The organism is Microvirga sp. GN3 (assembly GCF_055792825.1).
The window spans coordinates 85914-112249 of sequence record NZ_JBVVAK010000008.1 but is presented as its reverse complement, the minus strand read 5'-3'; the positions used below and the strand labels follow the sequence as shown (position 1 = coordinate 112249).

General features: G+C 63.2%; 26 protein-coding genes and 1 riboswitch. Of the genes, 9 read left to right on the top strand and 17 right to left on the bottom strand.

Annotation, left to right across the window (positions count from 1 at the left end):
- The first annotated feature begins 154 nt into the window (after window positions 1-154).
- Window positions 155-511 carry a hypothetical protein gene (locus ACS5Q1_RS06600; RefSeq protein ID WP_473097417.1) on the top strand — a complete coding sequence of 119 codons (357 nt, stop codon included), beginning with the start codon at window positions 155-157 and terminating at the stop codon, window positions 509-511.
- Here the strand turns inward: ACS5Q1_RS06600 and ACS5Q1_RS06595 are convergent.
- From ACS5Q1_RS06595 to coxB, 8 genes are all read right to left on the bottom strand, one after another.
- A complete protein-coding gene (locus ACS5Q1_RS06595; RefSeq protein WP_473097416.1) occupies window positions 494-1258 on the bottom strand; it encodes an SURF1 family protein in 765 nt (254 codons plus the stop codon). The two genes, ACS5Q1_RS06600 and ACS5Q1_RS06595, sit on opposite strands and share 18 nt — an antisense overlap.
- A complete protein-coding gene (locus ACS5Q1_RS06590) occupies window positions 1255-1626 on the bottom strand; it encodes a DUF983 domain-containing protein (RefSeq protein WP_473097415.1) in 372 nt (123 codons plus the stop codon). Before ACS5Q1_RS06590 ends, ACS5Q1_RS06595 begins: the two co-directional genes overlap by 4 nt.
- Before the next feature lie 118 nt (window positions 1627-1744).
- Entirely contained in the window at window positions 1745-2608 is an 864-nt protein-coding gene (locus ACS5Q1_RS06585; RefSeq protein ID WP_203440731.1) for a cytochrome c oxidase subunit 3, read from the bottom strand.
- A gap of 68 nt (window positions 2609-2676) precedes the next feature.
- Entirely contained in the window at window positions 2677-3267 is a 591-nt protein-coding gene (locus tag ACS5Q1_RS06580; RefSeq protein ID WP_473097414.1) for a cytochrome c oxidase assembly protein, read from the bottom strand.
- Window positions 3268-3289: 22 nt separating this feature from the next.
- Window positions 3290-3451, bottom strand: a complete 162-nt coding sequence (locus tag ACS5Q1_RS06575; RefSeq protein WP_203440729.1) for a hypothetical protein — start codon at window positions 3449-3451, stop codon at window positions 3290-3292.
- 4 nt (window positions 3452-3455) lie between these two features.
- Complete coding sequence (locus ACS5Q1_RS06570) at window positions 3456-4412, bottom strand: heme o synthase (RefSeq protein WP_203440728.1); 957 nt, start codon at window positions 4410-4412, stop codon at window positions 3456-3458.
- A gap of 132 nt (window positions 4413-4544) precedes the next feature.
- Window positions 4545-6164: a cytochrome c oxidase subunit I gene (gene ctaD, locus ACS5Q1_RS06565; RefSeq protein ID WP_473097413.1), complete on the bottom strand. Its 1620-nt coding sequence runs from the start codon at window positions 6162-6164 to the stop codon at window positions 4545-4547.
- Window positions 6165-6192: 28 nt separating this feature from the next.
- Window positions 6193-7050, bottom strand: coding sequence for a cytochrome c oxidase subunit II (gene coxB / locus ACS5Q1_RS06560; protein WP_473097438.1), 858 nt, complete (start codon window positions 7048-7050; stop codon window positions 6193-6195).
- A 313-nt stretch (window positions 7051-7363) separates the two neighbouring features.
- Between coxB and ACS5Q1_RS06555 the strand changes: the two genes are divergently transcribed.
- On the top strand, window positions 7364-7876 hold the full coding sequence (locus ACS5Q1_RS06555; protein ID WP_473097412.1) for an invasion associated locus B family protein: 513 nt from the start codon (window positions 7364-7366) through the stop codon (window positions 7874-7876).
- A 27-nt stretch (window positions 7877-7903) separates the two neighbouring features.
- Complete coding sequence (locus ACS5Q1_RS06550) at window positions 7904-8476, top strand: hypothetical protein (protein ID WP_473097411.1); 573 nt, start codon at window positions 7904-7906, stop codon at window positions 8474-8476.
- 10 nt (window positions 8477-8486) lie between these two features.
- Here the strand turns inward: ACS5Q1_RS06550 and ACS5Q1_RS06545 are convergent, their stop codons facing one another.
- Window positions 8487-9797 (bottom strand): hemolysin family protein, encoded by a 1311-nt coding sequence (locus ACS5Q1_RS06545; protein WP_473097410.1) that lies wholly within the window; start codon window positions 9795-9797, stop codon window positions 8487-8489.
- Between the two features lie 163 nt (window positions 9798-9960).
- Window positions 9961-10051, top strand: a riboswitch (glycine riboswitch).
- 159 nt (window positions 10052-10210) lie between these two features.
- Here ACS5Q1_RS06545 and gcvT point away from each other — a divergent pair.
- The 6 genes from gcvT to ACS5Q1_RS06515 all read left to right on the top strand — a co-directional run bounded on the left by gcvT (window position 10211) and on the right by ACS5Q1_RS06515 (window position 18343).
- Window positions 10211-11359, top strand: a complete 1149-nt coding sequence (gcvT, locus tag ACS5Q1_RS06540; RefSeq protein WP_473097409.1) for a glycine cleavage system aminomethyltransferase GcvT — start codon at window positions 10211-10213, stop codon at window positions 11357-11359.
- Window positions 11360-11382: 23 nt separating this feature from the next.
- Entirely contained in the window at window positions 11383-11757 is a 375-nt protein-coding gene (gcvH, locus tag ACS5Q1_RS06535; RefSeq protein ID WP_203445272.1) for a glycine cleavage system protein GcvH, read from the top strand.
- A gap of 15 nt (window positions 11758-11772) precedes the next feature.
- Window positions 11773-12249 carry an OsmC family protein gene (locus ACS5Q1_RS06530; RefSeq protein ID WP_473097408.1) on the top strand — a complete coding sequence of 159 codons (477 nt, stop codon included), beginning with the start codon at window positions 11773-11775 and terminating at the stop codon, window positions 12247-12249.
- Between the two features lie 21 nt (window positions 12250-12270).
- On the top strand, window positions 12271-13611 hold the full coding sequence (gene gcvPA / locus ACS5Q1_RS06525; RefSeq protein ID WP_473097407.1) for an aminomethyl-transferring glycine dehydrogenase subunit GcvPA: 1341 nt from the start codon (window positions 12271-12273) through the stop codon (window positions 13609-13611).
- Window positions 13611-15179 (top strand): aminomethyl-transferring glycine dehydrogenase subunit GcvPB, encoded by a 1569-nt coding sequence (gcvPB, locus tag ACS5Q1_RS06520; protein WP_473097406.1) that lies wholly within the window; start codon window positions 13611-13613, stop codon window positions 15177-15179. The genes gcvPA and gcvPB overlap by 1 nt, the downstream gene beginning before the upstream one ends.
- 302 nt (window positions 15180-15481) lie before the next feature.
- The gene (locus ACS5Q1_RS06515) at window positions 15482-18343 is read left to right on the top strand and encodes an acyltransferase family protein (RefSeq protein WP_473097405.1); all 2862 of its coding nucleotides are present in this window, start codon (window positions 15482-15484) and stop codon (window positions 18341-18343) included.
- Between the two features lie 58 nt (window positions 18344-18401).
- Here the strand turns inward: ACS5Q1_RS06515 and ACS5Q1_RS06510 are convergent, their stop codons facing one another.
- The 8 genes from ACS5Q1_RS06510 to ACS5Q1_RS06475 form a co-directional block, all read right to left on the bottom strand.
- Window positions 18402-19055, bottom strand: a complete 654-nt coding sequence (locus ACS5Q1_RS06510; protein ID WP_473097404.1) for an HAD family hydrolase — start codon at window positions 19053-19055, stop codon at window positions 18402-18404.
- A gap of 171 nt (window positions 19056-19226) precedes the next feature.
- Entirely contained in the window at window positions 19227-19712 is a 486-nt protein-coding gene (locus ACS5Q1_RS06505; protein ID WP_473097403.1) for a F0F1 ATP synthase subunit B family protein, read from the bottom strand.
- Between the two features lie 13 nt (window positions 19713-19725).
- Window positions 19726-20274, bottom strand: coding sequence for a F0F1 ATP synthase subunit B family protein (locus ACS5Q1_RS06500; protein ID WP_203440717.1), 549 nt, complete (start codon window positions 20272-20274; stop codon window positions 19726-19728).
- A gap of 236 nt (window positions 20275-20510) precedes the next feature.
- Window positions 20511-20735, bottom strand: coding sequence for a F0F1 ATP synthase subunit C (locus ACS5Q1_RS06495; protein WP_099508815.1), 225 nt, complete (start codon window positions 20733-20735; stop codon window positions 20511-20513).
- Window positions 20736-20791: 56 nt separating this feature from the next.
- Complete coding sequence (locus ACS5Q1_RS06490; protein ID WP_203440716.1) at window positions 20792-21520, bottom strand: F0F1 ATP synthase subunit A; 729 nt, start codon at window positions 21518-21520, stop codon at window positions 20792-20794.
- A gap of 60 nt (window positions 21521-21580) precedes the next feature.
- On the bottom strand, window positions 21581-21952 hold the full coding sequence (locus ACS5Q1_RS06485; RefSeq protein WP_473097402.1) for an AtpZ/AtpI family protein: 372 nt from the start codon (window positions 21950-21952) through the stop codon (window positions 21581-21583).
- A 206-nt stretch (window positions 21953-22158) separates the two neighbouring features.
- Entirely contained in the window at window positions 22159-25626 is a 3468-nt protein-coding gene (gene smc, locus ACS5Q1_RS06480; protein WP_473097401.1) for a chromosome segregation protein SMC, read from the bottom strand.
- A 45-nt stretch (window positions 25627-25671) separates the two neighbouring features.
- A complete protein-coding gene (locus ACS5Q1_RS06475; RefSeq protein ID WP_473097400.1) occupies window positions 25672-26310 on the bottom strand; it encodes a DsbA family protein in 639 nt (212 codons plus the stop codon).
- Window positions 26311-26336 lie beyond the last annotated feature (26 nt).

Genomic DNA, 26336 nt, shown 5'->3' with positions numbered 1-26336 from the left:
TGCTTAGGCTTGTCGGACGCGCAAAGCCTCTCCCGTACGCCCTGCAAGGCGCATCGTGAGATGGGTTACGGTCGTCATGAGCGTGAACATGACAGGTATGGTACAGTGGCTAGGACGATAAGCCAAGCTCGCTATGTCCGGAGGTGCCGATCCCATGCGCATGACCCGGATCGACTGGATCCTGCTTCCCCTTCTGGTCGGCGTGCTGGCGGGCGTGGTCTTGGGCGCGTTCCTGCTTGCCGGTTTTATCGGCCTGGGCGTTCTCGGCCTCATCGTCGGCGTCATGGCCCAGCGCATCGAACTTGAGAAGGATGGTGCCACCAGCAACGACATGACGACCTCGCTCTATGCCCAGCAGATCAAGGCCCAGGAGAACATGACCCGCGCCGAGCGGGCGGAGCGGAGGGCGGAGAATGAGGCGCTTCTGAAGGTGCTGTTCGTCGCCAAGGTCGTCAGCGCCGGGCTGATCATCCTCGGCTTCGGCTTCTTCGTCCTATTCCAGCTCGACTGATTCCGGCCCCTTCAGCCGGCGCCAAGCGAAGGCGGCGAAGACGCCGATCAGGGTGAGCGCGATGCCGAACCAGGTGATCGCATATTGCAGATGGTTGTTCGGCACGGTGAGCGGGGTCTGCCCGCCGCGCGGCCAGCCGCCCGGATTGGGGCTCGCATCCGCGTCGATCAGGAAGGGTGCGACACGCTCGAGCTTGTGGGCCGCGGCGATCCCTTGAGGATCGCGGGCGAACCACTGATTCTTGGCGGGGTCGTCGTTCGGCGTGAAGGGGTTGCGGGGCTCGGGCGCACGCACGAGGCCGGTGATCGTCACCTCGCCCTGGGGCTGGCTTTCAGGCCGGCGGGCCGGGTCGCGCAGATCCGTGGGCACGAATCCCCGGTTGATCATCACGATGGCGCCGGTTGCGAGCTTCAGGGGCGTGATCAGGTAATAGCCCTGGATCGGCGCGCCTTGGCGCTCGCCGGGGGCGAGGCCGTAAACGGGGGCTTCGAACTCATGCAGGAACGTGCCGATCACGCGCGCCTTGCGGAACTCGTCCTGGTCCGCGCGCCAGGTGGCCCAGTCCGACTCTGGGACGATGGCGCCGGGATCGCCATAGGCGCGGGTCTCGATCTGCGCGATCAGGTCTTCCTTCCAGGCCTTGCGCTGGAGCTGCCAGGTGCCGAGACCGATCAGGATGGCGAGTGCGACGAGCGCCGCCAGACCGGGAAGGATCAGCGAGCGGCCATTGTGGGTCGAGGCCGTCACTTCCGGAAGCGCCCTTCCTCGGCCTTGTGGTGGTACTGCAGGTTCACGAGAACGCCCTTGAGCGGCCGGACGAGGACAAGGCTCAGGATGATGCTCAAGGCCGTCCACATGACGAGGTGGAGCCAGATCGGCGGGGAATAGGCGAACTCGGCCCAGAGGGCGAGGGCCACCACCACGATGCCGACGAAGGACATGACGAAGAAGGCCGGGCCGTCGCCCGTATCGGCAAAGGCAAGGTCGAGGCCGCAGACCTCGCATTTCGGCTGAACCTTCAGATAGCCCTGGAACAGATGTCCCTTGCCGCAGCGGGGGCATAGGCCCTTGAGGCCGGTGGTGATCGGCGAGGGGGCGGAAGGATCGCGGGCCACGGCTTTTCTCCAGAAGCTTACCGGTCAACGAACTCCATGGTCGATGGTGCCGTGGAGTCCAAATGCAAAGGGCGGCTTTTGAAGCCGCCCCTGCTCGATCGTATTGCGGTGAGCGGGGTCAGTGACCGCCGCCGGCCACGGGGCCGCCATAGCCCCACACATAGATGGCGGCGAAGAGGAACAGCCACACAACATCGACGAAGTGCCAGTACCAGGCGGCGAATTCGAAGCCGAGATGCTGCTTGGGCGTGAAGTCGCCGCGATAGGTGCGCAGCAGGCAGACGGCCAGGAAGATCGTGCCGATGATCACATGCGCGCCGTGGAAGCCCGTCGCCATGAAGAAGGTGGCGCCGTAGATGTTGCCTTTGAAGCCGAAGGCCGCATGGCTGTACTCGTAGGCCTGAACGAAGCTGAACAAGAGGCCCAGGATCACCGTGAGCCACAGGCCCGCCTTGAGGCCCTGGCGGTCGTTCTCCAGAAGCGCATGGTGCGCCCAGGTGACCGTGGTGCCGGAGGTGAGCAGGATCAGGGTGTTGAGGAGCGGCAGGTGCCAGGGATCGAAGGTCTCGATGCCCTTCGGGGGCCACACGCCGCCGAGCGCTTCGACGCGCGCGTAGAGCTGCGGATCGCCGGCATAGAGAGCGGCATCGAAATAGGCCCAGAACCAGGCGGCGAAGAACATCACCTCGGAGGCGATGAACATGATCATGCCGTAGCGGTGGTGAAGCTGAACCACGCGGGTATGGAAGCCGGTATTGGCTTCCTTCACGACGTCGGTCCACCAGCTCAGCATGGTGTAGAGCACGCCGATGATGCCCGCGCCGAAGATGAAGGGGCCGAGATGCATCCCGGCGATGGTCAGGGCTTTCCACCAGGTCACGAACCCTGCCGCCATCAGGAAGGCACTGACCGCGCCGATGAGCGGCCACGGACTCGGTTCAAGAATGTGGTAGTCGTGGTTCTTGGCGTGGGCCTCGGCCATTTCGTGTCGTCTCCGTGCCTCGAATGTGAACTCGCTTTAAGACGTTTCCGCCCAGCTTGTCACGTCCCTTATTGAGCAATGGGTTTGGTGGATGATGTCGCCTCCGCCACCGGCCGGCCCCCCTTGGAGGGGAAGTAGGTGTAGGAGAGGGTGAGGGAGGTCAGGTCCTTCACGTCGGCGTCCTGCACGAGGCGGGGGTCGACGTAGAACACGACCGCTGATTCCAGGGTCTCGCCCGGCTGCAGGGTCTGCTCTGTGAAGCAGAAGCATTCGAGCTTGGAGAAATAGGTGCCGGCCAGATCCGGCTGCACGTTGTAGGTGGCAATGCCGGTGCTGGGCTTATCACCCGCATTGGTGACCTTGTAATAGACCGTCGTGGTCTCGCCGAGCTTGACCTTGACCTCGGGCTTTTCCGGCGAAAAGCGCCAGTTCAGGCCGGGCGCGACATTGGAGTCGAAGCGAACGGCAATCGTCCGGTCCATGACCTCCGAGCCGTTCTCGTCGCGGACGATCGGGGTGCCGCCGAAGCCGGTGACCTTGCAGAAGAGATCGTAGAGCGGCACGGAAGCATAGGCGAGGCCGACCATTCCCACGACGACGCCGACGCAGGCGAAGGCCGTACGGTGCATCTTGCGCTGGAGATTGGATGTTTCAGCCATCGGTTCTATCTCAGGTTCAATCTCACATGGGGCGCTGCATGACGCCCGGTCCGAGCTTCGCGATCGTAACCACGTAGAAAATCAGGACGAGAGCACCGAGAACGAGCGCCAGAGCGAGCGAACGCTTGCGACGCCGCTTCTGTTCCTCGGTCGTCAGGCTGTGAGGGGCTTTGTTATCCGCCATTCGATCACCCAAAGACCGGCCGGAAGAAGCCGAAGCCATGCTCCGCGAGAAGCGTTGCGAAGAGCAGGAAGAGATAAAGGATCGAGAAGCCGAAAAGCTGCTGAGCCACCCGCATGGCAGGCTCGCCTTGGCGCAGGCGATAGACCTGCACGGCGAGCGCCAGCATGCCGAGGCCGCCGATCGTCGCGATAATGGCATAGGCCAGTCCGCCGAAGCCGAGAGCCACCGGAGCGAGACCGAGCGGGACGAGCAGAACGGTATAGGCGAGGATCTGGAAGCGCGTGGAATCGGGGCCGGCGACGTTCGGCATCATGGGAATGCCGGCGCGCTCGTAGTCGCCCGACTTCACCAGGGCGAGCGCCCAGAAGTGCGGTGGCGTCCACATGAAGATAATCGCGAACAGCACGATGCTGTCCCAAGCGACGTGGCCGGTGACGGCAGCCTGCGCGACGATCGGGGGGAGGGCGCCGGCCGCACCGCCGATGACGATGTTCTGCGGCGTCGAACGCTTCAGCCACATGGAATAGATGACCACGTAGAAGAAGATCGTGAAGGCGAGCAGCCCGGCCGCGAGCCAGTTGCTGACGAGACCGAGAATGATCACCGAGCCGACGGAGAGCGTCACGCCAAAGGCCAGAGCCTCGCCCGGCTGGATCTTGCCGGCCGGAATCGGACGCTTGCGCGTGCGGGTCATCACGGCGTCGATATCCGCATCCCACCACATGTTCAGGCAGCCGGAGGCTCCGCCGCCGACGGCGATCATCAGAAGCGATACGAAAGCCACGACCGGGTGAACATTCGGATGACTCACGACCATGCCGACCAGTGCCGTGAACACGACAAGAAACATCACGCGCGGCTTGAGAAGAGCGAAGAAGTCGGACACGTCACCCTGCGAGAGGCCTGCCGTGGCAAGGTGCTCTGCTTGGGTTTCGGTCAAACTGTTCGACATGGTGCTCATAACTGATTGATCTTCCGAAATGCCGGGACGAGGCCAAAAAGGCCTGTGGATTGTCGGCTCCTCGCCGGAAGGCTTGAAATCGCAAGCCCTCTGGGGAGGAGCGGGCGGCGCGGTGCCGCCCACTCGTTTCATTTAGTGCCCGGTATCGACGACGCGGGGCAGCGTCTCGAACTGGTGGTACGGAGGCGGAGAGGACAGGGTCCATTCCAGCGTCGTCGCACCCTCACCCCACGGATTGTCGGCAGCCTTCTCCTTGCGAATGAAGGAATAGACGACGCCAAACATGAAGATGAAGAGGCCGGCGAAGAAGATGTAGGAACCGATCGAAGAGACGAGATTCCAGCCGGCGAAGGCATCCGGATAATCCGCATAGCGACGGGGCATGCCGGAGAGGCCGAGGAAGTGCATCGGGAAGAACAACACGTTGGCGCCGATGAACGCGACCCAGAAGTGCAGCTTGCCGATCCAATCGGGCATCATGTAGCCGGTGATCTTCGGGAACCAGTAGTAGATGCCAGCAAAGATCACGAAGACAGCGCCGAGCGACAACACGTAGTGGAAGTGAGCCACCACATAGTAGGTGTCGTGCATGTAGCGGTCGATGGGAGCATTCGCCAGCACGACGCCGGTGACGCCACCGACCGTGAACAGGAACACGAAGCCCATGGCCCACTGCATCGCTGCCGTGAAGCGGATGGAGCCTCCCCACATGGTGGCGATCCACGAGAAGATCTTTACGCCCGTGGGAACCGCGATCACCATCGTGGCGAACACGAAGTAGGCCTGGGTCTGGAGCGAGAGGCCGACGGTGTACATGTGGTGCGCCCACACGACGAAGCCGACCACGCCGATCGCCACCATGGCATAGGCCATGCCGAGATAACCGAAGATCGGCTTCTTGGAGAAGGTGGAGATGATGTGGGACACGATGCCGAAGGCCGGCAGGATCATGATGTACACTTCGGGGTGACCGAAGAACCAGAACAGGTGCTGATAAAGCACCGGATCGCCACCGCCGGACGGCTCGAAGAAGGTCGTTCCGAAGTTGCGGTCGGTGAGCAGCATCGTGATCGCGCCCGCGAGAACCGGCAGCGACAGGAGCAGCAGGAACGCCGTCACCAGCATGGCCCAGGCGAACAGCGGCATCTTGTGCAGCGTCATGCCCGGAGCGCGCATGTTGAGGATCGTCGTGATGAAGTTGATCGCGCCGAGGATCGAGGCGGCACCGGCGAGGTGCAGGGCCAGGATGCCGAAGTCGAGCGCGGGTCCCGGATGGCCGGTGGTCGAGAGCGGCGGATAGACCGTCCAGCCGCCGCCGAAGCCGAGCGAGCCCGGAGCACCTTCGACGAAGAGCGAGCAGAGCATCAGGCCGAAGGCCGAAACGGTGAGCCAGAACGAGATGTTGTTCATCCGCGGGAAGGCCATGTCGGGCGCGCCGATCATGAGCGGGATGAACCAGTTGCCGAAGCCGCCGATCAGCGTGGGCATCACCATGAAGAACACCATGATGAGGCCGTGGCCGGTCACGAAGACGTTGAAGGCTTGCGGATTCGCGAAATACTGAAGGCCGGGATCCTGCAGCTCCAGTCGCATGGCGATGGAGAGAAGGCCGCCGACGATGCCTGCCGTGAAGCCGAAGATGAGGTAGAGCGTGCCGATATCCTTGTGGTTCGTGGAATAGAACCACCGGCGCCAGAAGGTCGGAAGGTGATCGTGGTGATCCGCGTGAGCGGCATCAGCTGCATGTGCCATGATGAGACCTCTGTGGTCCTTCTTACAATTACTGAGCGGTCGCGAACTTGAGCGGGGCAGGGCTCTCGGTCGAAGCATACTTCTGCTTCGCCTCGGTCAGCCATGCGGCATAATCCTGCTCGCTCACGACACGGATTTCGATCGGCATGTAGGGGTGGCCGTTGCCGCAGAGCTCCGAGCACTGGCCGTAATAGACGCCCACCTTATCGGCCTTGAACCAGGTCTCGTTCAGTCGGCCGGGAACCGCGTCGACCTTGATGTAGAAGGATGGCATGGCGAAGGCGTGGATCACGTCGGCGGAGGTCACCTGGAGCCGCACGACCTTGCCCACCGGCACGACCATGGCGTTGTCGGCGCCAAGCAGACGCGGCTGGTCGGACTTCAGATCCTTGGCTTCGGTGATCATGTTCGAATCGAACTTGAAGCCGCCGCCCTGGTCGGCCGGGTATTCATAGCCCCAGTACCAGGAAAAGCCGGTGGCCTTCACCACGAGATCGGCCTGCGGCGGCACGAGCTGCTGGCGCAGAAGACGGAAGGACGGGATGGCGATCGCCACGAGGATCAGCACAGGAACGATGGTCCAGGCCACCTCGAGCAGGGTGTGGTGGGTGGTCCTTGAAGGAACCGGATTCGTGTTTTCGTTGAAGCGGGCAACGACCGCAAGGAGCAGGGCCAGCACGAAAAGGCAGATCACGGTGATCAGCCAGAGAAGGTAGGTGTGGAAGTTGGACACGCTCTGTCCCAACTCGGTCACCATCTCCTGCATGCCCATTTCCCAGGGGGAGGGCCTGCCGGCGGCAGCGCACGCCTCACTTATGCCCAACACAAGTGCGACCGCTGCCGTGGAGAGGGCGGTCACCGATCGACGTCCAGTCTCGATCCGCATCGGCGTTCCAAAGCTCCTAAAGATGTGATGGCCAAGGGCCATGAAAGCATCGGGGAAGGCGCGGGCGTGCGGAAAGCGGTGCCCGGCTTGCGCCATCACCTTTGATCTGCGTCAAAGATCACAGGACGCGCTTAAGCGCAACGGTAGAAGCGTTCCAAACTGTGCGTCATAACCGCCAAAAATCATTTCGACCCTCCAAACGGTCCCTCTCGCTTGACATCGCGCCCTCTGCCATGGTCCCAACGGGCCAAAGATGGATTTAAAGCGGCGGCCAGCCGCGACCCTCGACCAGGGTTAATGAATGGAGAATCCGATGGGCGCATCGCGATGGGCTCGCCATTGTGCGACGGCAATCCTGGGGCTGACCGCCCTGTTCGGGGCCAGCGACGCCGGTGCCCAGGGCATGGTCAAGAATACCTATGGTGAGTGGCAGATGCGCTGCGAGACCCCGGCTGGTGCAACAGCCGAGCAATGCGCGCTCGTGCAGAACGTCGTCGCCGAGGACCGCCCCAACGTCACCCTCGTCATTATCGTGTTGAAAACCGCCGACGGCAAAAGCCGGCTCCTGCGCGTCGTCGCGCCTCTTGGTATCCTGTTGCCTTCAGGCCTGGGCCTCAAGATCGACCAGACGGATATCGGGCGCGCCGGATTCGTGCGCTGCCTCGCCACCGGTTGCGTGGCCGAGGTCGTGATGGAGGATAGCCTGATCAACCAGATGAAGACGGGTCAGACGGCCACCTTCATCGTCTTCCAGACACCCGAGGAAGGGATCGGGATTCCCGTGTCCCTGAACGGATTTGCGGCCGGGTTCGATGCCCTTCCGTAACAGATGAACGAGAGCGTGGGGGCAATCATGAGAGATGGATTGAGCCGAAAGGCCGGATGGATGCTCGCTGTGCTCGGCCTGTCGGCCCTGACGGGTTGCGGCGCGCCGGGCGAGGGTGGCTTCGGCGTCGGCGACATGCTGCTGACGGCGGGCACGACCCAGGCGTCGGCCCAAGCGGCCGAGACCCGGGACGTCTATTGCCCGACCATCGAAGTCGTCGACGGCGCCGCCGCCATACAGGCCCGCGGGGGCGGAGAGGGCGGTTCCGTGCGCAGCCAGATCGCCCTGGGAGAGCTGGCCCGCGAATGCATCGGCCAGCCTGACGGGACGACCCTGGTCAGGGTCGGGGTCGAGGCGCAGGCGCTGGTCGGCGTCGGTGGATCAGCCGGCCGCTACGACGTGCCGATCCAGATCGTCGTGAAGGACGGCTCGACCGTCTTCGCCAATCGGACCCGCCGCGTGGCGGCCGCGATCCCGGCCGGCCAGAGCCGGACGACCGTCTCCGTGATCGAAGAGGGCATCGTGGTTCCCGCCGCCAATGCCAACAGCTTCGAGATCGAAGTCGGCCTCGGCGGCCGCGCGGCAGGCCGGCGCGGCTAAGCTACCCAATCTACCTAATAGAGGGAGCGGCAGCGCCCGCTCTCTGGTTGAGGGGGGCGGCCAGAACTTTGTCGATCCGGCGTTCGTCCAGGTCGATGACCTCGAAGCGCCAGCCGAAGGCATCGACGTGCTCGCCCGTGCTGGGCAGATGCTGGAGCTCGCTGATCACCAGTCCGCCCACGGTATGATAGCTACGGGTCTCGGGCAGTGTGACGCCCAGGGCCTCGGCCATTTCATCGACGGGCATGGAGCCAGCGAGCAACCAGGAGCCGTCCTCGCGCCCGATGGCGTCGGGCTCGGGCGCCTCGCCGTCCGAGCGGAAGGCGCCGACGATGGCCTCGAGGGCATCGGCCGGAGTCACGACCCCTTCGAAATGCCCGTATTCGTCATGAACGATCGCCATCGGCACCTCCGCGTCGCGTAAGGTGGCGAGCGCGTCGAGGGCATAAAGCGTATCCGGAATGACGGGGGCCTGCTGAATGTGGCTGCGGATGTCCAGGGGCTGGCCCGACAGCAGGGCCGCGAGAAGCTCCCGCGACTGGACGACACCGATCACGTTGTCGGGCGAACCCTCGCTGACGGGCAGGCGGGAATGCGGGGTCTCGATCAGCAATTCGCGGATCGCTTCGTCGTCATCGTCGAGGTCGATCCAGTCCACATCCGTGCGAGGGGTCATGAGCCCGCGCACCGTGCGGTCACCGAGGCGGAGCACGCCGGAAATCATGCGGCGCTCCTCCTCCTCGATCACGCCGGCGCTCTCGGCCTCGCCGACGAGCATCTTGATCTCCTCTTCGGTGACCGTCGACGAGTCGTCGGACTTGGTCCCCAGGAGGCGGAAGATCAGGCTGGTGGAGGCGTTGAGCAGCCAGACGGCAGGGGCGGCGACCTTCGAGAGTACCAGCATCATGGGAGCCATGGTGCAGGCAATGGTTTCCGAGTTGCGGAGCGCCAGCTGCTTCGGCACCAGCTCGCCGATGACGATGGAGAGATAGGTGATCGCGCCGATCACGAGGCCGTAGCCGAGGGGCTCGGCCGCGCCCTCGGGCATGCCCTGGGCGAGGAAGAACTGGGTCAGCCGGTCGCCGAGTGCGGCACCGGAAAAGGCGCCGGCCAAAATGCCGACGAGCGTGATGCCGATCTGGACCGTGGACAGGAACCGGCCCGAATCCTCCATGAGAATCAAGGCTGTGCTGGCGCCCGAGCGGCCCTGCTCGGCCATGGCCTTAAGGCGGGGGCGGCGGGCGGACACGATCGCGAGTTCGGAAAGAGCGAAGACGCCGTTGAGGGCGACGAGAGCGAGAGCGATGATCAGTTCAAGCAACGATGCATGGAGCTGCTGACCGGATCAGGCCGCGCTTCTCCCCTTCTGTGAATGATGGCGCCTAAGATGGAGCGTCGAAGCCCCGCCGTCAATTAAAGGGTGAGCAGAAAGCCCTTGCTTTGTTGACAGGCGTCCAATTCCTCTTCAGAGCTAAACCCAGCCGATGATCCCCGCGGAAGAGACCGGGCCTTGAGCCCGGCGCCGAAGGCGCAACCGCCCCGGAAACGCTCAGGCCAAAGGACCGCGTGGGAGCTGGCACTCTGGAAAGCGGCGACGTTTCGATAAGCGTCGCCCACCGACGGGCGTAACCTGCCGCAAAAGCGCCAGGGAAATCTCTCAGGTCTCGGGACAGAGGGGGCGCACAGCAACGAGCCATTAGGCTCGATGGAACGCGCACCTTTTGAGGGAACCCGATGGCCGAGCATGCGCATAGCGACGAGCCGCTCCTGCAAACCCCGCTCCATGCCGAGCATGTGGCGCTTGGCGCCCGCATGGTGCCTTTCGCCGGCTACGACATGCCGGTGCAGTACCCCGCCGGCATCCTGACCGAGCACAACTGGACCCGCGAGCATGCAGGCCTGTTCGACGTCTCGCATATGGGCCAGGCTTTCCTCGTCGCCGAGGACAAGAGCCACGAGACCGTGGCTAGGGCGCTCGAGGCCCTGATTCCCGCCGATGTGCTGAACCTGAAGCCGAACCAGCAGCGCTATTCGCAGCTTCTGGCCGATGATGGCGGCATCCTCGACGACCTCATGGTCACCCGCGTCGGCGCCCCTGGCCACGAGGGCTGGCTCTATCTGGTGGTGAATGCCTCCATGAAGGAGGCCGATTACGCCCATATCCAGGCTCGCCTGCCCAAGGGTATCTCCTTGAATCCCAAGGACGGCCTGGCGCTGATGGCCCTGCAGGGGCCTTCGGCAGAGGCCGTTCTGGCGAAGCTTGCGCCCGAGACGGCGCCCCTTCCGTTCATGATGTCCGCGGATGTGCAGATCGATGGCGTCTGGTGCCACGTCTCCCGCTCCGGCTACACGGGCGAGGACGGTTTCGAGATTTCCTGCAAGGCTGAGGATGCGGCCAAGCTCTGGAACGCGCTGCTCGCCGATCCTGAGGTGAAGGCCATTGGCCTCGGTGCCCGTGATTCGCTGCGCCTTGAGGCTGGCCTGTGCCTCTACGGCCACGACATCGACACCACCACCTCACCCATCGAGGCCGGCCTGATCTGGTCGATCCAGAAGCGCCGCCGCGAGGAGGGGGGCTTCCCCGGAGCCGAGCGCGTTCAGCGCGAGATCAAGGACGGTGCTGCGCGTGTTCGCGTCGGCATCAAGCCGGAAGGCCGCGCTCCGGCCCGCGAGGGAACGATCATCACCACGCCCGACGGGCGCGAGGTCGGCATCGTGACCTCCGGCGGCTTCGGCCCCACGGTCAACGGCCCGGTCGCCATGGGCTATGTCGCGAAGGACGTGTCTGCCACCGGAACGGATCTTCATCTCATCGTTCGCGGCAAGCCGCTGCCGGCCAAGGTCGCGGCCATGCCGTTTGCTCCCCATCGCTACAAGCGGTGACAACTCACAAGAGGGAATTCATTATGACCACGCGCTACACCAAGGATCACGAATACATCCGCGTCGAGGGCGACGCCGGCATCGTCGGCATTTCCGACTATGCGCAGAGCCAGCTCGGCGACGTCGTCTTCGTGGAGCTGCCGAGCGTCGGCAAGACTCTGTCGAAGGGCGATGAAGCCGCGGTCGTCGAGAGCGTGAAGGCCGCGAGCGAAGTCTATGCGCCGGTCTCCGGCGAGGTGGTCGACGTCAACCGCGATCTCGAAGCGTCTCCCGGCACGGTCAACGAGGATCCGGCCGGCCGCGGCTGGTTCATGAAGATCCGCCTGACGAACCCGAGCGAGCTCGACGGTCTTCTGACCGAAGAGCAGTATCAGGAATTCGTGAAGTCGATCTCCTAAAAAGAGAAGACCGCAATGGCGCACGAATACAAGGCGATGATTCGCTGGACACGCGGAGCGGACGAGATCTTCTCCGACAACCGTTACAGCCGCGGCCATACCTGGAGTTTCGATGGCGGCATCGAAGTGCCGGGCTCCGCATCGCCCTCCGTCGTGCCGTTGCCCCTCTCGCGGGAGGACGCCATCGATCCGGAGGAGGCATACGTTGCAGCGATCTCCAGCTGTCACATGCTCACCTTCCTGTCGATTGCCGCTAAGAAGCGTTTCGTCGTCGATCTTTATGAGGACGAGGCGCTTGGCATCATGACCAAGAACGAAAACGGCAAGCTCTTCGTCTCCAGGGTTACCCTAGACCCCAAAATCGAATTCTCGGGCGACAAGGTTCCGACGCCGGAGCAGATCGCCGACATGCATCACCTCGCCCACAAGGAATGCTTCATCGCCAATTCCGTTCTCACGGAAATTGTCGTGGCCGGCATTCCCTCGCACTAACTCACCCAAGGTTTTTTGCCGATGCGCTATTTGCCTTTGTCCGATACCGACCGCGGCGAGATGCTCGCGCGGATCGGCGTCAAACATGTCGACGAACTCTTTGACGATGTGCCGACGAACCTGCTTCTGAAAGAGCCGGTGGATCTGCCGCGCCGCAAAGGCGAACTGGAGGTGGAGCGCATCCTCTCCCGCATGTCCGCGAAGAATATCTCGGCTTCCTCCGTGCCGTTCTTCGTCGGCGCCGGCGCCTACAAGCACCATGTGCCGGCGACCGTCGATCATCTGATCCAGCGCTCGGAGTTCCTGACGAGCTACACGCCGTATCAGCCGGAGATCGCGCAGGGCACGCTGCAATATCTCTTCGAGTTCCAGACTCAGGTTGCAGCGCTCACCGGCATGGATGTGGCGAATGCCTCCATGTATGACGGCTCCACCGGCACGGGCGAAGCAGTGCTCATGGCGCATCGCGTCACCAAGCGCCGCAAGGCCGTTCTCTCCGGCGGATTGCATCCGCATTACACCGATGTGGTGAAGACGCTCTCCGACATGGCGAGCGATGAAACCGTCATCATGGCGCCGGATGTGAGCGGCACCGAGGACATCCTCTCGCAGATCGACGATACGACATCGTGCGTCGTCGTGCAGTCGCCGGACGTGTTCGGCAATGTGCGTGACCTGAAGCCTATCGCCGACAAGGCGCACCAGCATGGCGCGTTGCTGATCGCCGTGTTCACGGAAGTGGTGTCGCTCGGCCTGTTGAAGTCGCCCGGAAGCCAGGGCGCTGACATCGTGGTGGGTGAGGGGCAGTCGATCGGCAATGCGCTGAACTTCGGCGGCCCCTATGTCGGCCTCTTCGCCACCCAGTCGAAATATATCCGCCAGATGCCGGGCCGCCTCTGCGGCGAGACTGTGGATGCGGACGGCAACCGCGGCTTCGTGCTGACGCTTTCGACCCGCGAGCAGCATATCCGCCGCGACAAGGCGACCTCGAATATCTGCACCAATTCGGGCCTCTGCTCTCTGGCCTTCACCATCCACATGACGCTGCTCGGCGAGAAGGGACTCTCACGCCTCGCCCGTATCAATCATGCCAATGCGGTGAAGCTGGCGGATCAGCTTAGCGCCGTGAAGGGCGTCGATGTGCTCAACAAGACGTTCTTCAACGAGTTCACCGTGAAGCTGGCGAAGCCTGCGGCAGACGTCGTCGAACGTCTCGCCGAGAAGGGCGTGCTCGCGGGCGTGCCCGTGTCGCGCCTCCTGCCGAAAGCGGGCCTCGACAACCTGTTGCTCGTCGCTTCGACCGAAGTGAATACCGATGATGATCGCGCGGCCTTTGTTGCCGCCTTGAAGGAGGTTCTGTGATGTTGAACCGCCAGGGACGCCCCTCTTCCGCCGGCGAAGCCGGCACCACAACGCATCCGACTTTCACCGGCAACAAGGCGCTGGCGCAGATCGAGCCGCTGCTCTTCGAGATCGGCCGCTATGACACGACCGGCGTCGATTTCGACGAGCCGGAGAATTTCCAGCCGCGCCTCGGCGGTTTGGAGCGCAAGGAGCCCATCGGTCTGCCAGGCCTCTCCGAGCCCGAAACCATGCGCCATTACGTGCGCCTCAGCCAGCAGAATTACGGCATCGATACGGGCCTCTTCCCGCTCGGCTCCTGCACCATGAAGCACAATGCGCGCCTGAACGAGCGCATGGCCCGTCTGCCGGGCTTCGCCGACGTGCATCCGCTGCAGCCGGTCTCGACCGTGCAGGGCGCGCTGGAGCTGATGAACGAGCTCGGGCGCTATCTGATCACGCTCACCAACATGACCGCCGTCGCGCTCTCGCCGAAGGCCGGCGCTCATGGCGAGCTCTGCGGCATGATGGCGATCAAGGCCGCCATCGAGGCGAAGGGCGAGGGCAAGACCCGCAACGTGGTGCTCGTGCCTGATTCGGCGCACGGCACGAACCCGGCTACCGCCGCTCTCATCGGCTTCGTCGTGAAGCCCGTGCCGGCGCGTGAGGACGGCTTCGTGCATGTGGAGGACGTGAAGAAGCTGCTCGGCCCCGATGTGGCGGCGATCATGCTCACGAATCCCAACACCTGCGGCCTCTTCGAGCCGCAGGTCGCGGAGATCGCGAAGGCGATCCACGATGCGGGCGCCTATTTCTACTGCGACGGCGCGAACTTCAACGCCATCGTCGGCAAGGCCAAGCCCGGCGATCTCGGCGTCGATGCCATGCACATCAATCTGCACAAGACCTTCTCGACGCCGCATGGCGGCGGCGGCCCGGGCTCCGGCCCGGTGGTGCTCTCCGCGCGCCTCGCGCCCTTCGCGCCGGTGCCGTTCGTGCGGGCCGGCAAGGAGGGCTTCGAGCTGGTGGAGCAGGAATCGGATGCGGCTGAAAAGCCTTTCGGCCGCATGACCGCCTTCCACGGACAGATGGGCATGTATGTGCGCGCTCTGTCCTACATGCTCTCGCATGGCGCGGACGGGATGAAGCAGGCCTCGGAAGATGCTGTGCTCAACGCCAACTACATCCGCGCGGGCCTGTCGGATCTCCTCTCGCTGCCCTTCGGCAACAAGCCGTGCATGCACGAGGTGCTGTTCGACGATGCGTGGCTGAAGGACACGGGCGTGACCACGCTCGACGTGGCCAAGGCCATGATCGATGAGGGCTATCACCCGATGACCATGTACTTCCCGCTGGTGGTGCATGGCGCGATGCTGATCGAGCCGACGGAATCCGAATCGAAGTCCTCCCTCGACCTCTTCATCGCAACCCTGCGCGACCTCGCCATGGCAGCGAAGAAGGGTGATACGGACCGCTTCACCGGCGCGCCCTACCACGCCCCGCGCCGCCGCCTGGACGAGACCCGCGCTGCCCGCAATCCGGTCCTCAAGTGGACGCCACCGGCACCCATGGCGGAAGCGGCGGAATAAATCCTGCCTTCCATACCGATCAAGAGAATGCCGCCCGTTTGGGCGGCATTTTCATTTGCGAACCGCCAAGCTTCTCGACCCGAGCAATCAGGTTCGAACCCTACATGTTCGGAGAGGAGGCAAATCGCCCTGTCTGGTCTATGCGTGTTGTAACGTAACGGCAATGTGCACGATTCCAGGGAGACGTATGCGGCAGGGGTTCTCACCGTAGTCAATACTCTGCGGGCGGGGTTTCTCAGTTGAGCGCCTGAATTCGTGAGGCACGCCGCGCCCCGACATCGTGACTGATGCAGACAGACGCGATGACGGATTCCAAGAAGGCTTCTTCCAACTATCGTCCCGAAATCCAGGGAATTCGAACGATCGGTGCCCTGCTCGTCGCCGCCTTCCACATCTGGGGTGGACGTGTTTCTGGAGGCGTCGATGTCTTCTTCGTCATCTCGGGCTTTCTCATCACGGGTTCGCTTTACCGGGAGATCAAGCGGACACAGACAATCAATGTCATTGCCTTCTGGGGGCGGATCGCCAAGCGTATCACTCCGATGGCCTATGTCATTCTTGCGCTGACGCTGGTTGCGGCTCTGTTGTGGATGCCGCAGTCTCGTCAGCAGGGATTTTTGTCCGAGGTCATCTACAGCGCCGTTCATCTCGAGAACATCAAGCTCATGATGAGCTCGGTCGACTATCTCGCCCGCGATGAGGCTCCAAGCCCTGTCCAACAATTCTGGGCCTTGTCGGTGCAGGTTCAGTTCTATGCTGTCTGGCCATTTCTGCTGCTCGGGATTGCCCTCGTTGCAAAGAGATTTCGCTTTTTCACCTCGGGTTACATCCTCGGCTTGGCCGCGCTGCTCATTGCTTCCTTGGGCTATTCCATCATCCAGACCAATCTCAATCCCTCGCCATCCTACTTCAGTCCCCTCGCTCGGGTATGGGAGTTTGCCTTCGGGGGAGTGCTGGCAATTGCACTTCCTTACCTGAATCTCCCAGCGGCTCTGCGCTTGGTTGCCGGGTGGGTTGGCTTGGCCATGGTGGTGAGTTGCGGCTTTCTTGTGCCTGCCTCTGCGCACTACCCCGGCTATGTCGCGTTGTGGCCGACGCTCGGCGCTGTGCTGATCATTCTCTCCGGTGGCGGCGATGTTGGCTTCGGAGCAGATCGTCTTCTTGCCTCGAAGCCGCTCGTGGCTTTGGGAGAGATCTCATTCTCCTTCTACCTCTGGCACTGGCCGGTTCTGGTATTCTTCCTGATCGTTGGTGGGCAGACACAATTGGGCCTCGTGGCCGGGCTCTCCGTGATCGCGATTGCCCTATGCGGAGCTTATGCAACGCACCGCTGGTTCGAACAACCTGTTCAGCAATCGTCTATCGGCAGAAGCAACTCATGGCATGTTCATGCCATGGCCGTGGGACTGGCCCTGCCAATCGTTGGCGCATCCGCGGTGTGGTACAAGTGGAACGATGTACAAGAGCGTCGGCAGAGTGCTGCGCTAGAGCAGATGATGAGGAGATATCCCGGAGGTAGCCAGCCGATCTCGCTGGCGAAAGCGATCAAGCCTGGTGTTCCCCTTCACCCAACGGTCTCTGAAGCAAGAAACGCTCCCGCCGACTTCTGCTCGCAGGAAAAGGGGGAACAGGGAATCGTTACTTGTATTCATGGTGTGACTGAAGGTTATCAGAAGACGATTGCGCTTGTCGGCGGCTCCCAGGTCGAACAGTGGTTGCCTGCTCTGGAAGCGCTTGCATCCGCTCAAAAGTGGAAAATCGTCGTGCTTGCCGAAAGTGATTGCTCGTCCTGTGATGTATGGAGCGAGGCGATGCATGACGCCGTGCTGAAGCTTCATCCGGACGTCGTGTTCACGGTAGCGACCTCTCAGAGGATGCAGCAGAGTGAGGCGAGGGAAGCCATTCCAGGGAGCTATCTCACGCAATGGAAGAAGTTGGCTGATAACAGCATCACCGCGATAGCTCTGCGTCATACTCCCAGCATGGGAGAAGATGTTCTCGACTGTGTAGAAGGCAATCTGCACGATATTGCGAAATGCGCCATTCCTCGCTGGCAACTGTTCGACGAGATCGATCCAGTATCCAAGCTCAGCCCGAAGCCGAGGAACGTCAGATTTATCGACCTCACCGACAGGTTCTGTGACGAACAGCTTTGTCTGCCCGTGGGGGGCAATGTGCTGGTGTATCGCGACGCCCGTCACATGACCCCCGAATATGCCCGCACTCTCGCTCGCCGTCTCGGACAGCGGATGCAGAAGGTTCGTCCAGATTTGTTCCTGTCGAATGCGTTGGAGGAGCTGGGAAGCGATTATCCTGGTGGCTCCATGCCTATGGCCGTTGAGCGCGCTGTGAAACCGAACGTTCCGGTCTATCCGAGAGCTGCGGCCGTCAAGTACAAGCATCCCAACTTCTGTCAGCAGAATGAGACAGAGGCGGAGGTTCTCACCTGCGTATATGGAGAGGTGAAGAATCCCTTCAAGACGATCGCGCTTGTGGGTGGTTCTCATGCCGAGCACTGGTTGCCGGCGCTGGAACGGCTCGCTCACGAGTACAAGTGGAAGATTGTCGCCGTCACCAAGAGCGCCTGCCAATACAGCACCGAGGTCGAAAGCGTTCCATCCTGTACTCAATGGAACCGGGACGTTCACGACGTGGTGCGGAGGATTAATCCTGATGTGGTGTTCACGACGTCAACCCGACGTCGATCGCGCGTCGGAGGCTTGATCGAGTACATTCCGAACGGATACCTCGCGCATTGGAAGCGTTTGGAAGGCGACAACATTTCTGTGATTGCGGTGCGGGACAGTGCACGCACGAGGCCCGATGCTCCGGATTGCATAGAGGCCAATCTACGCGATATTTCGAAATGCGCGGTTCCCCGGAGTGAGCTATTCGACGAGGTCGACCCGACCTCCATGCTCAGCCCGAAGCCTGCGAATGTGAATTTCATCGATCTCACCGACAGGTTTTGTGACGAGAAACTCTGCCTGCCCGTAGGCGGCAATGTGCTGGTGTTCCGAGATACCCATCATATCACGATCGAGTATTCCCGTACGCTTGCAATGCCCTTAGGAGAACGGATGAAGCAGGTTCGCCCGGACCTGTTTCCCACGAAAGCGCAACCGAGTTCAGGTCAGCAGAAAGATCCGAGCGCAGGTCAGTAGCTGCAAATAGGTCCTCAGGAGAGAGCGACGAGCTCAGGCGCCGTTCCCCATTGATCGACTATGCAATTGCTCGAATTGCCTCCGAAAGTTCAGTCATCCGCTCGATGATGCGCAGTGCCCCTGCCTGCCGCAGCTTTTCATGATGCTCCGGCCCGCAATGACTGCCGCCGGTGAAGCCGATGACGTGCATGTCTGCCGCACGGGCTGCCTGGACGCCTGCGCTGGAATCCTCGATGACGATACATCCCGTTGGGCGCGCCTTCATCTGGGCGGCGGCGTGAAGAAAAAGGTCGGGGGCCGGTTTGCCGCGCGCGACCTGGGTCGAACTGAAGATGTTGTCGAACAGGTCTGCCAGACCCGTGACCCGCAGGGACAAAGCGATTCGCTCCGGTATGGAGGATGAGGCGACGCAGCGGGGGAAGGGGAGGGATAAGATGGCGTCCCGCACCCCCTCGATCGGTTTCAGATCCGCTTCGAAGCGCGCAAACAGGGTGCGGTTGAGGCTCTCGCTGAAATCGCCAGGGAGCTTGCAGTTCCGCTCGGTCTCGATTCGCGAAATCATGGTTTTCAGGCTCACCCCGAGAAATTGCCGCGCAATCTCCTCTGCCGTGTAGGGGATGCCGATCTGCGTGAGAAACTCCGCGTCGATCCGGCAGCTCAACACTTCCGAATCGACCAGCACGCCGTCGCAATCGAAGATCAGCAGCATCATGTCCTCACTAGCGCATCGTGCGGACCCAGAGGGTCGCGCAGAACGATGCGCTCTTCAAAGAGTGGAGTATCGGATGAATCCCAAAAGTGCATTCCACTTTTGGGTCCGATCTCCAAGCAAAAAGGCCGCCTCAAGGGCGGCCTTTGAAATCATTTATCCGGAACGAAGCCTTTACTGCAGCTTCGTGCGCACGTCGTTGAGGCTCTGCGTCACGAACGAGGCGGCGGTGGCGCCGGTGATCTCGTCGCGCAGGACGCGTTCGGAAGCCTTGATGGCGGCGTCGACGGCAGCGGCGCGGACCTCGGCGGAAGCCTGGGCCTCGGCCTGGGCGATCTTCGCCTCGGCAGTGGCCGTACGGCGCTTCACGAAATCGGTGATCTTCTCCTGCGCCTCGGCGGCAAGGCGCTCGGCCTCGGTGCGGGCGTTGGAGACGATGTCGGCGGCCTCCTGCTCGGCGGCCGTGCGCTTGGCCTCGTATTCCTTCAAGAGCCGCTCGGCGTCCTGGCGCAGGCGCTTGGCCTCGGCCAGTTCACCGGCAATGCGCTTGCCGCGGGAGTCGAGCTGACCCAGCACCTTCCCGGGAACGCCGTAATAGAACAGGATGCCCCAGAAGATGACGAAGGCGACCGCAACCCAGAATTCAGCGCTAGCAAACATGCGGACCTCCCGATCAGGCCTTGATCTGGTTGAGAGCGGCTTCGACCTTCTGCGCGGCCGGAGCCTTGCCGGTCAGGCGCTCGATGATGGCGGAAGCCGTGTCGCGGGCGATGGCATCCACGTGGCTCATGGCCTCCGCCTTCTTGGATGTGATCGTCGCTTCCGCATCGGCGAGGCGCTGGTTCAGGTCGGCCTCGAGCGCCTTGCGCTTCGCGTCGCTCTCAGCCGCGAGCTTGGCGCGGGTTTCTTGCGCGAGAGCCTGTGCACGGCCCTTGGCCTCAGCGAGAGCCTTCTCGTAGGCGGCGCCGGCTTCTTCCGCGCGGAATTTCATGGCAGCCGCGTCGTCGAGATCGTTGGCGATCATCGCGCGGCGGTTCTCGATGATTCCGCCCAGACGGGGAAGGACCAGCCGAGAGAGCAGGGTGTAGAGCACCACGAAGGTGATCGCCAGCCAGAGGAGCTGACCGGCATAGGTTTCCGTCTCGAAGGGCGGAAAGCCGACATCCGCATGAGCGCCGCCAGGGGCCTCTGTTGTGGCATGGGTCGTCTGAGCCTGAGCCATGGAGCAGATCCTATAAAGGACGAGTAATCCTAGCATCGGACCCAAAAGTGGCTTCCACTTTTGGGATTGATCCGATGCTCAATCCCTAAACTGGCGTATCGTTCAGTACGGAAAACCGGTTCCCACTTTTCCGCACGATACGCCTGAAACATGAATGACGGCGGTTCAATCCGCCGTCACCCCTGTTGAGGCGAAGCGCCTTAGCGCGCCTCAGCCTCCCGATCACCGTCTTGAGATTAGGTGAAGAGCAGAACGAGAGCGACGACGAGACAGAAGATGCCGAGACCTTCTGCGAGCGCCGCACCGATGAAGGCGCGGGCGAACTGGCCGTCGGCAGCCGACGGATTGCGCAGAGCGCCGGAGAGGAAGTTACCGAAGATGTTGCCGACGCCCATAGCGGCGAGACCCATGCCAATGCAGGCGAGGCCCGCGCCGAGGTACTTGAAAGCAATCGGATCCATTGTGATCTCCTTGGGAATACTGTGATCGGGAGGGAGGGAAGTAACTCGGCGCAGACCTAGTGGCCCGGGTGCAACGCGTCGTTGAGGTAGATGCAGGTCAACACCGTGAAGACGTAGGCCTGCAAAGCGGCGACGAGGAACTCGAGCGCCATGAGAGCAACCGCCATGAGAAGCGGCAGCGGAGCGAGGATCGTCAGCGCTCCGCCGGCGCCCAGCAGCGCCACGACGAAGCCAGCGAAAACTTTCAACGCGATGTGTCCCGCGAGCATGTTCGCGAAAAGACGCAGGCTGAGCGAAATCGGGCGGGAGAGGAACGAGACGAGTTCAATCACCACGATGAAGGGCAAAAGCCATGCCGGCACGCCCGACGGCACGAAGAGGCCGAGGAAGTGGGTACCGTGCTTCATGAAGCCGTAGACCACCACCGTGCCGATGACGAGCATGGCGAGGGCAAAGGTGACGATGACGTGGCTGGTGACGGTGAAGAAGCCCGGGATCATGCCGAGCAGGTTTGCCGTCAGCACGAACATGAAGAGGGAGAAGACGAGAGGGAAGAACTTCATCCCCTCCTTGCCTGTCGCATCGACCAGCGTGTTCGCGACGAAATCGTGCAGGACCTCGGCCACCGACTGGGCACGGCCCGGGACCACGGCGCGCTTACGCGTGGCATACAGCAGGCCGCCCACGATCACGGCGGCGGCGCCGACCATGAACAGGGACGAATTGGTGAAATTGATGACCGGAATGATGGGCTTGATCTGGAATTGTTCGATCGGGCTCGCCATGATCCGCTCTCAAAGTTCGATGTTATCAAATGCCGTTCGGCGTTCGAAAGCCTAAGTCCGTCACCGCTTATCGTGATACCGGGCGGGTTTCACCATCCCAGCTGCTCGCATCAAGTTGAGCATCCCGGCGCAGAAGCCGAGTATCAGACAAACGATCAGACCCCAAGGGGAAGTCCCGAACAGGCGATCGACAAGCCAACCCAGAATTCCACCGGCCGCAACTCCTGCAACGAATTCGGCCGAGAGCCTGAAGGCTTGGCCGATGGCGTTGGAATCTGACGTCGGGCGGGCGCGAGGCTCTGACTCGGCTCGATGTGCGGATGCTTGGGAGATCCGTTCGTCGAGAGATTTCAGTCTCGCTGACAGGTCGGCATCGTCGGCGCTGCCCGGTTTCCGCTCACTTTCACCGTTCCGCTCTTGAGGGCCCGCCATTGCGATCTCCTTTGAAGCGTTGCGGGAAAATGCTTGGAAGCCCAGCCCCGAAAGCCGGGCGCACCATATGAGCGGGGGTCCCCCCTGTCAAGGACCGTCTGTAAAGATCTAAGTCTTTGAAATGTTTCAAATAAGAGCGTTTTCGAGTGGCCCGGGGCTCAAAGCGCACATGTTTTTGAGGCCGAAGCAAGGCGGGCCTGAAAGCCTTAGGCTACCTCGAGAATGCGCTCGGCGCTCTGCAGGTCGACTGAGACGAGCTGCGAGACACCCCTTTCGGCCATGGTGACGCCGAAGAGGCGGTCCATCCGCGCCATGGTGATCGGGTTGTGGGTGATGACCACGAACCGGGTGTCGGTCTGGCGGGCCATGTCTTCCAGAAGGGCGCAGTAGCGCTCCACGTTGGCGTCGTCGAGCGGCGCGTCCACCTCGTCGAGCACGCAGATAGGCGAGGGATTCGTGAGGAAGACCGCGAAGATCAGCGCAGTGGCCGTTAGGGCCTGCTCGCCGCCGGAGAGCAGGGTCATGCTCTGGGGCTTCTTGCCAGGCGGGCGGGCGAGGATCTCGAGGCCGGCCTCCAGCGGATCGTCCGAATCGACCAGGGTCAGCTCGGCCGTGCCGCCGCCGAAGAGGGTGGTGAAAAGACGCTGGAAGTGGGCATTCACCACATCGAAGGCAGCAAGCAGCCGCTCGCGGCCCTCGCGGTTGAGGCTGCCGATGGCCTGGCGCAGACGCTTGATGGCCTCGACGAGGTCGTCCCGCTCGCCGGTGATGCCGTTGTACTTGGTCTCGAGTTCGGTCAGCTCCTCGTCGGCACGCAGGTTGACGGCGCCGAGGCGCTCCCGGTCGGACTTCAGTGAATGAAGCTTGGATTCGATCTCCCCGTGTGAGGGCAGCTCGACGCCCTCTTTCAGGCCTGCAAGCTCGATGAGGCCGGCCGGAGTGGTCTCAAGGTTTTCCGCGATGTTGCGGGTGATTTCGGCGAGGCGCGCGATGGCCGCTTCGTGGCGGGCTTGGGAGCCGGCGCGGGATTCGCGGGCGGCGGAGAGCGCCTCCAGGGCGGCGCGGGCGGCGCGGTCCGTCTCGGCGAGGCCTGTCTCGGCATCGGCGAGGTGATCGGCGGCATCCTTGCGCTTCGCTTCGGCCTCTTCGACTTCACTGATGAGGGCGCGGCGGCGCTGCAGATAAGTGTCGGGCGCTTCCAGCAGCCGCTGGTGCTCGTCCTGCGCGCGCTCCAGGCGCTCGCCCAGATCCTCGAAGGCCTTGGCAGCGCGGGCAGTGCGCTCGGTCCAGAGGCGGATATCGGCGGCAATCGAATCCTGCCGGCGGCGGCGCAGTTCCGCCTCGTGCATGAGGGATTGCAGGGCGGCGCGGGCCTCGGAGGCGGCGGCCCGACGCTCGGCTACGCGAGTACGCTCTTCGAGCAGGCGGCTTTCGAGATCGGGTGCCGGGGCGAGATCCTGCAAGTTGCTCTCGGCATCCTGCACGCGTTCCAGTGCTTCTGCCTCGCTCTCGGAGAGGCGGGCAAGGCCTTCCTGCAGGGCCGAGCGGCGCTGGCCGAGCTCGGCCTCCTTGCGCTCGGCGGCCGCCAAGCGGGTGCGGGAGGCATCAAGCGCCTGCCGGGTCTGGCGGGCGGCCTCGATGGCCTGCATTTCGTGAGAGGCAGCCTTGCGGACGGCTTCGAGCGCCCCTTCGGCCTCGTGGCGCAGGTGCTCGGCCTGCTCGCGGGCTTCAGCGGCCTCGCGTTCCAGGTCGCCGAGGCGATTCTTTTCCGCCAGACGGCGCGCGGCCGGGGAGGGCGCCTCGGCGGCGGTGGTGAAGCCGTCCCAGCGCCACAAATCGCCTTCCTGCGAGACAAGCCGCTGGCCGGGTTTCAGGAGGCCGCGCAGACGAAGCCCGTCGGCCTTGCTCACCACGCCGATCTGGCGCAGGCGACGCTGCAGCTCTGCCGGGGCGCGGGCCAGCTCGGCCAATGAGCGGACGCCATCCGGCAGGGATGGATCGTTCTCGCCGATTCCGGTCATTTCCCAATGGTGAGGAGCTGACGGATTGGTCGAGGCTTCGAGATCGTCGCCGAGAGCGGCGCCCAGCGCCGTCTCGTAACCCTTGTCGACCGTGATCTGGTCGAGGGCCGGAGGCCAGAGGTCGCCGATGGCGGAGGTCACGAGCTTCGCGAGCGTTAACGCCTCGGTTTCAAGGCGCTGCGCCTTGCGCTCGGCCTCGTTGAGGGGCTGGCGCAGGCGGTTCTCGGCCTCGCGGGCGGCGGACAGGGTCTCGCGCGCCTCGATCACCGCCTCTTCAGCGCTCTGAGCCGTTTCCTCAGCAATCGCCGCTTCCTCGCGCAAGTCGTCGAGGGAGGGGCCGTCCTCGGGCGAAGCGGAGAGCGCCGAGATCTCGCGCTCGAGCCGCTCCTTCTCGGATCGGAAACGGGAGGCGCGCTCCATCTCCTCGCGCACGGCGCGCTCCAGGGCGGCGCGGCGGGCATTGAGGTCGGAGGTTTGGGCCTGAAGGGCGCTCAGGGCCGCTTCGGCCTCGGCCAACTCGACCTCGGCATTCTGCAGGCGCTCCTCGGCCTCGGCGCGAACGTCGTCCGCCCCGTCGGTGGTGAGCGAGATCTCGGCGGCTTCGGACTGGAGGCGCTCGATGGTGGCCTCGGCATCCGCGCGCTGCGCCGCCTCGCGGGCGATGTCACGGTTGAGATCGCCGATATGGCGCTCCAGTTCGACCACGCGCTCCTTGGAGCGGCGCTCTTCCGATTCGAGCTCGTTGCGGGCATGGGTCAGGCGCTGCAGGGCAGCGGCGGCGGCGGCCTCGGCCTGCCGCAGGGCCGGGATGCCATGGGCGGAGACGGCCTGAGCCGTGGCGGCCCGGGTCTGTTCCTCAGTGGCGTCGGCGACCGCCTTGAGGTCTTCGGCGACCTGACGCTCGGCGGTGGCGGCCTGTTCCCGCGCCTCCGAGAAGCTGATGGCGTACATCAGGGCTTCGAGCCGGCGGATTTCGGCCGAAAGGTTCTTGTAGCGGGAGGCCTGGCGGCCCTGGCGCTTCAGGCTCTCGATCTGGCTTTCCAGTTCGCGGATTACGTCCTCAACGCGAACGAGGTTGTCCTCGGCGGCCTTGAGGCGCAGCTCCGCCTCGTGCCGGCGGGCATGGAGGCCCGCGATGCCGGCGGCATCTTCGAGGATGCGGCGGCGGGCCTGGGGCTTGGCGGAGATGATCTCGCTGATCTGGCCCTGGCGGACGAGGGCAGGCGAGCGGGCGCCGGTGGCCGCATCCGCGAACAGGATCTGCACGTCGCGGGCGCGGACTTCCTTGCCGTTGACCCGGTAGGTCGAGCCTTCCTCGCGCTCGATCTTGCGCGAGATTTCCAGGAGATCGCTGTCGTTGAAGGCGGCAGGCGCCGTGCGCTCGGCATTGTCGATGGTGAGCATCACCTCGGCCCAGTTGCGGGCCGGGCGGCCTCCTGAGCCGGACGAGCCGGAGAAGATGACGTCGTCCATCCCCGTGGCGCGCATGTTCTTGTGGGAGTTCTCTCCCATGACCCAGCGCAGAGCCTCGACGAGGTTGGACTTGCCGCAGCCGTTCGGCCCGACGACGCCGGTCAGACCCGGCTCGATCAGGAAGTCGGTCGGCTCGACGAAGGTCTTGAAGCCTGCAATGCGAAGGCGCGTCAGCTTCATGGACGCGCCTTCCCGATCCGCCCGGTGAGGACGGGGTGAAGGGGCTTATTCGCCCAGGAGAGGCTTGATGACCTTTTCAATCTCATCGATCGACAGGCTTCCAGGATGACGCTGACCATTGATGAAGAAAGTCGGCGTGGAGTCCACACGGAACTGCTCCATACCCCGGTTCTTCACCGCGTTGACTGCGTCATATAGTTTCTGGTCCTTGAGGCAAGCGTCAAATTTTTCCTGTGAAAAACCTGCCTGACGCATCAGCCCGCGCAGCGCGTCCAGCGGCTTGTCGGTGAAAGCCCAGTTCCGCTGCTGCTCGAAGAGAAGGTCCGTGATCGGGTAATACTTGTCGTTGCCGTCGCAGCGGGCGAGCATGAAGCCGGCGGTGGCGAGCGGGTCGAGGGGGAATTCGCGCAGGACGAAGCGCACTTTGCCCGTGTCGATGTAGCGCTTCTTCAGTTCCGGCCAGGTTGTCTTGTGGAAATTGGCGCAGTGCGAGCAGGTCAGCGAGGCGTACTCGATGATCGTCACCTTGGCGTTTTCCGGGCCGAGGGCCACGTCGCCGAGGGGGCCCTGGACCGCGAGGTCCGATACGGCCACGTTCTGGGCGAAGGCCGGCAGGCTCGTGGCGAGATAGGCCGTCGCGGCTGCGGTCCCGAGAAGCTGAAGCGTCTGACGCCGGGTGATCATTTTAGGGAGGCTCCTGAAGCGATTTC

Bases quoted from the DNA above. Each gene is read 5' to 3' on its own strand.
- gcvPB (WP_473097406.1), top strand. From the start codon at position 13,611: ATGTTGAACCGCCAGGGACGCCCCTCTTCCGCCGGCGAAGCCGGCACC.
- smc (WP_473097401.1), bottom strand. From the start codon at position 25,626: ATGAAGCTGACGCGCCTTCGCATTGCAGGCTTCAAGACCTTCGTCGAG.
- ACS5Q1_RS06500 (WP_203440717.1), bottom strand. From the start codon at position 20,274: ATGGCTCAGGCTCAGACGACCCATGCCACAACAGAGGCCCCTGGCGGC.
- ctaD (WP_473097413.1), bottom strand. From the start codon at position 6,164: ATGGCACATGCAGCTGATGCCGCTCACGCGGATCACCACGATCACCTT.
- ACS5Q1_RS06530 (WP_473097408.1), top strand. From the start codon at position 11,773: ATGGCGCACGAATACAAGGCGATGATTCGCTGGACACGCGGAGCGGAC.
- ACS5Q1_RS06495 (WP_099508815.1), bottom strand. From the start codon at position 20,735: ATGGATCCGATTGCTTTCAAGTACCTCGGCGCGGGCCTCGCCTGCATT.
- ACS5Q1_RS06485 (WP_473097402.1), bottom strand. From the start codon at position 21,952: ATGGCGGGCCCTCAAGAGCGGAACGGTGAAAGTGAGCGGAAACCGGGC.
- gcvH (WP_203445272.1), top strand. From the start codon at position 11,383: ATGACCACGCGCTACACCAAGGATCACGAATACATCCGCGTCGAGGGC.
- ACS5Q1_RS06505 (WP_473097403.1), bottom strand. From the start codon at position 19,712: ATGTTTGCTAGCGCTGAATTCTGGGTTGCGGTCGCCTTCGTCATCTTC.
- ACS5Q1_RS06580 (WP_473097414.1), bottom strand. From the start codon at position 3,267: ATGGCTGAAACATCCAATCTCCAGCGCAAGATGCACCGTACGGCCTTC.
- ACS5Q1_RS06490 (WP_203440716.1), bottom strand. From the start codon at position 21,520: ATGGCGAGCCCGATCGAACAATTCCAGATCAAGCCCATCATTCCGGTC.
- gcvT (WP_473097409.1), top strand. From the start codon at position 10,211: ATGGCCGAGCATGCGCATAGCGACGAGCCGCTCCTGCAAACCCCGCTC.
- ACS5Q1_RS06550 (WP_473097411.1), top strand. From the start codon at position 7,904: ATGAGAGATGGATTGAGCCGAAAGGCCGGATGGATGCTCGCTGTGCTC.
- ACS5Q1_RS06515 (WP_473097405.1), top strand. From the start codon at position 15,482: ATGACGGATTCCAAGAAGGCTTCTTCCAACTATCGTCCCGAAATCCAG.
- ACS5Q1_RS06585 (WP_203440731.1), bottom strand. From the start codon at position 2,608: ATGGCCGAGGCCCACGCCAAGAACCACGACTACCACATTCTTGAACCG.
- ACS5Q1_RS06555 (WP_473097412.1), top strand. From the start codon at position 7,364: ATGGGCGCATCGCGATGGGCTCGCCATTGTGCGACGGCAATCCTGGGG.
- coxB (WP_473097438.1), bottom strand. From the start codon at position 7,050: ATGCGGATCGAGACTGGACGTCGATCGGTGACCGCCCTCTCCACGGCA.
- ACS5Q1_RS06600 (WP_473097417.1), top strand. From the start codon at position 155: ATGCGCATGACCCGGATCGACTGGATCCTGCTTCCCCTTCTGGTCGGC.
- ACS5Q1_RS06475 (WP_473097400.1), bottom strand. From the start codon at position 26,310: ATGATCACCCGGCGTCAGACGCTTCAGCTTCTCGGGACCGCAGCCGCG.
- ACS5Q1_RS06570 (WP_203440728.1), bottom strand. From the start codon at position 4,412: ATGAGCACCATGTCGAACAGTTTGACCGAAACCCAAGCAGAGCACCTT.
- gcvPA (WP_473097407.1), top strand. From the start codon at position 12,271: ATGCGCTATTTGCCTTTGTCCGATACCGACCGCGGCGAGATGCTCGCG.
- ACS5Q1_RS06575 (WP_203440729.1), bottom strand. From the start codon at position 3,451: ATGGCGGATAACAAAGCCCCTCACAGCCTGACGACCGAGGAACAGAAG.
- ACS5Q1_RS06510 (WP_473097404.1), bottom strand. From the start codon at position 19,055: ATGATGCTGCTGATCTTCGATTGCGACGGCGTGCTGGTCGATTCGGAA.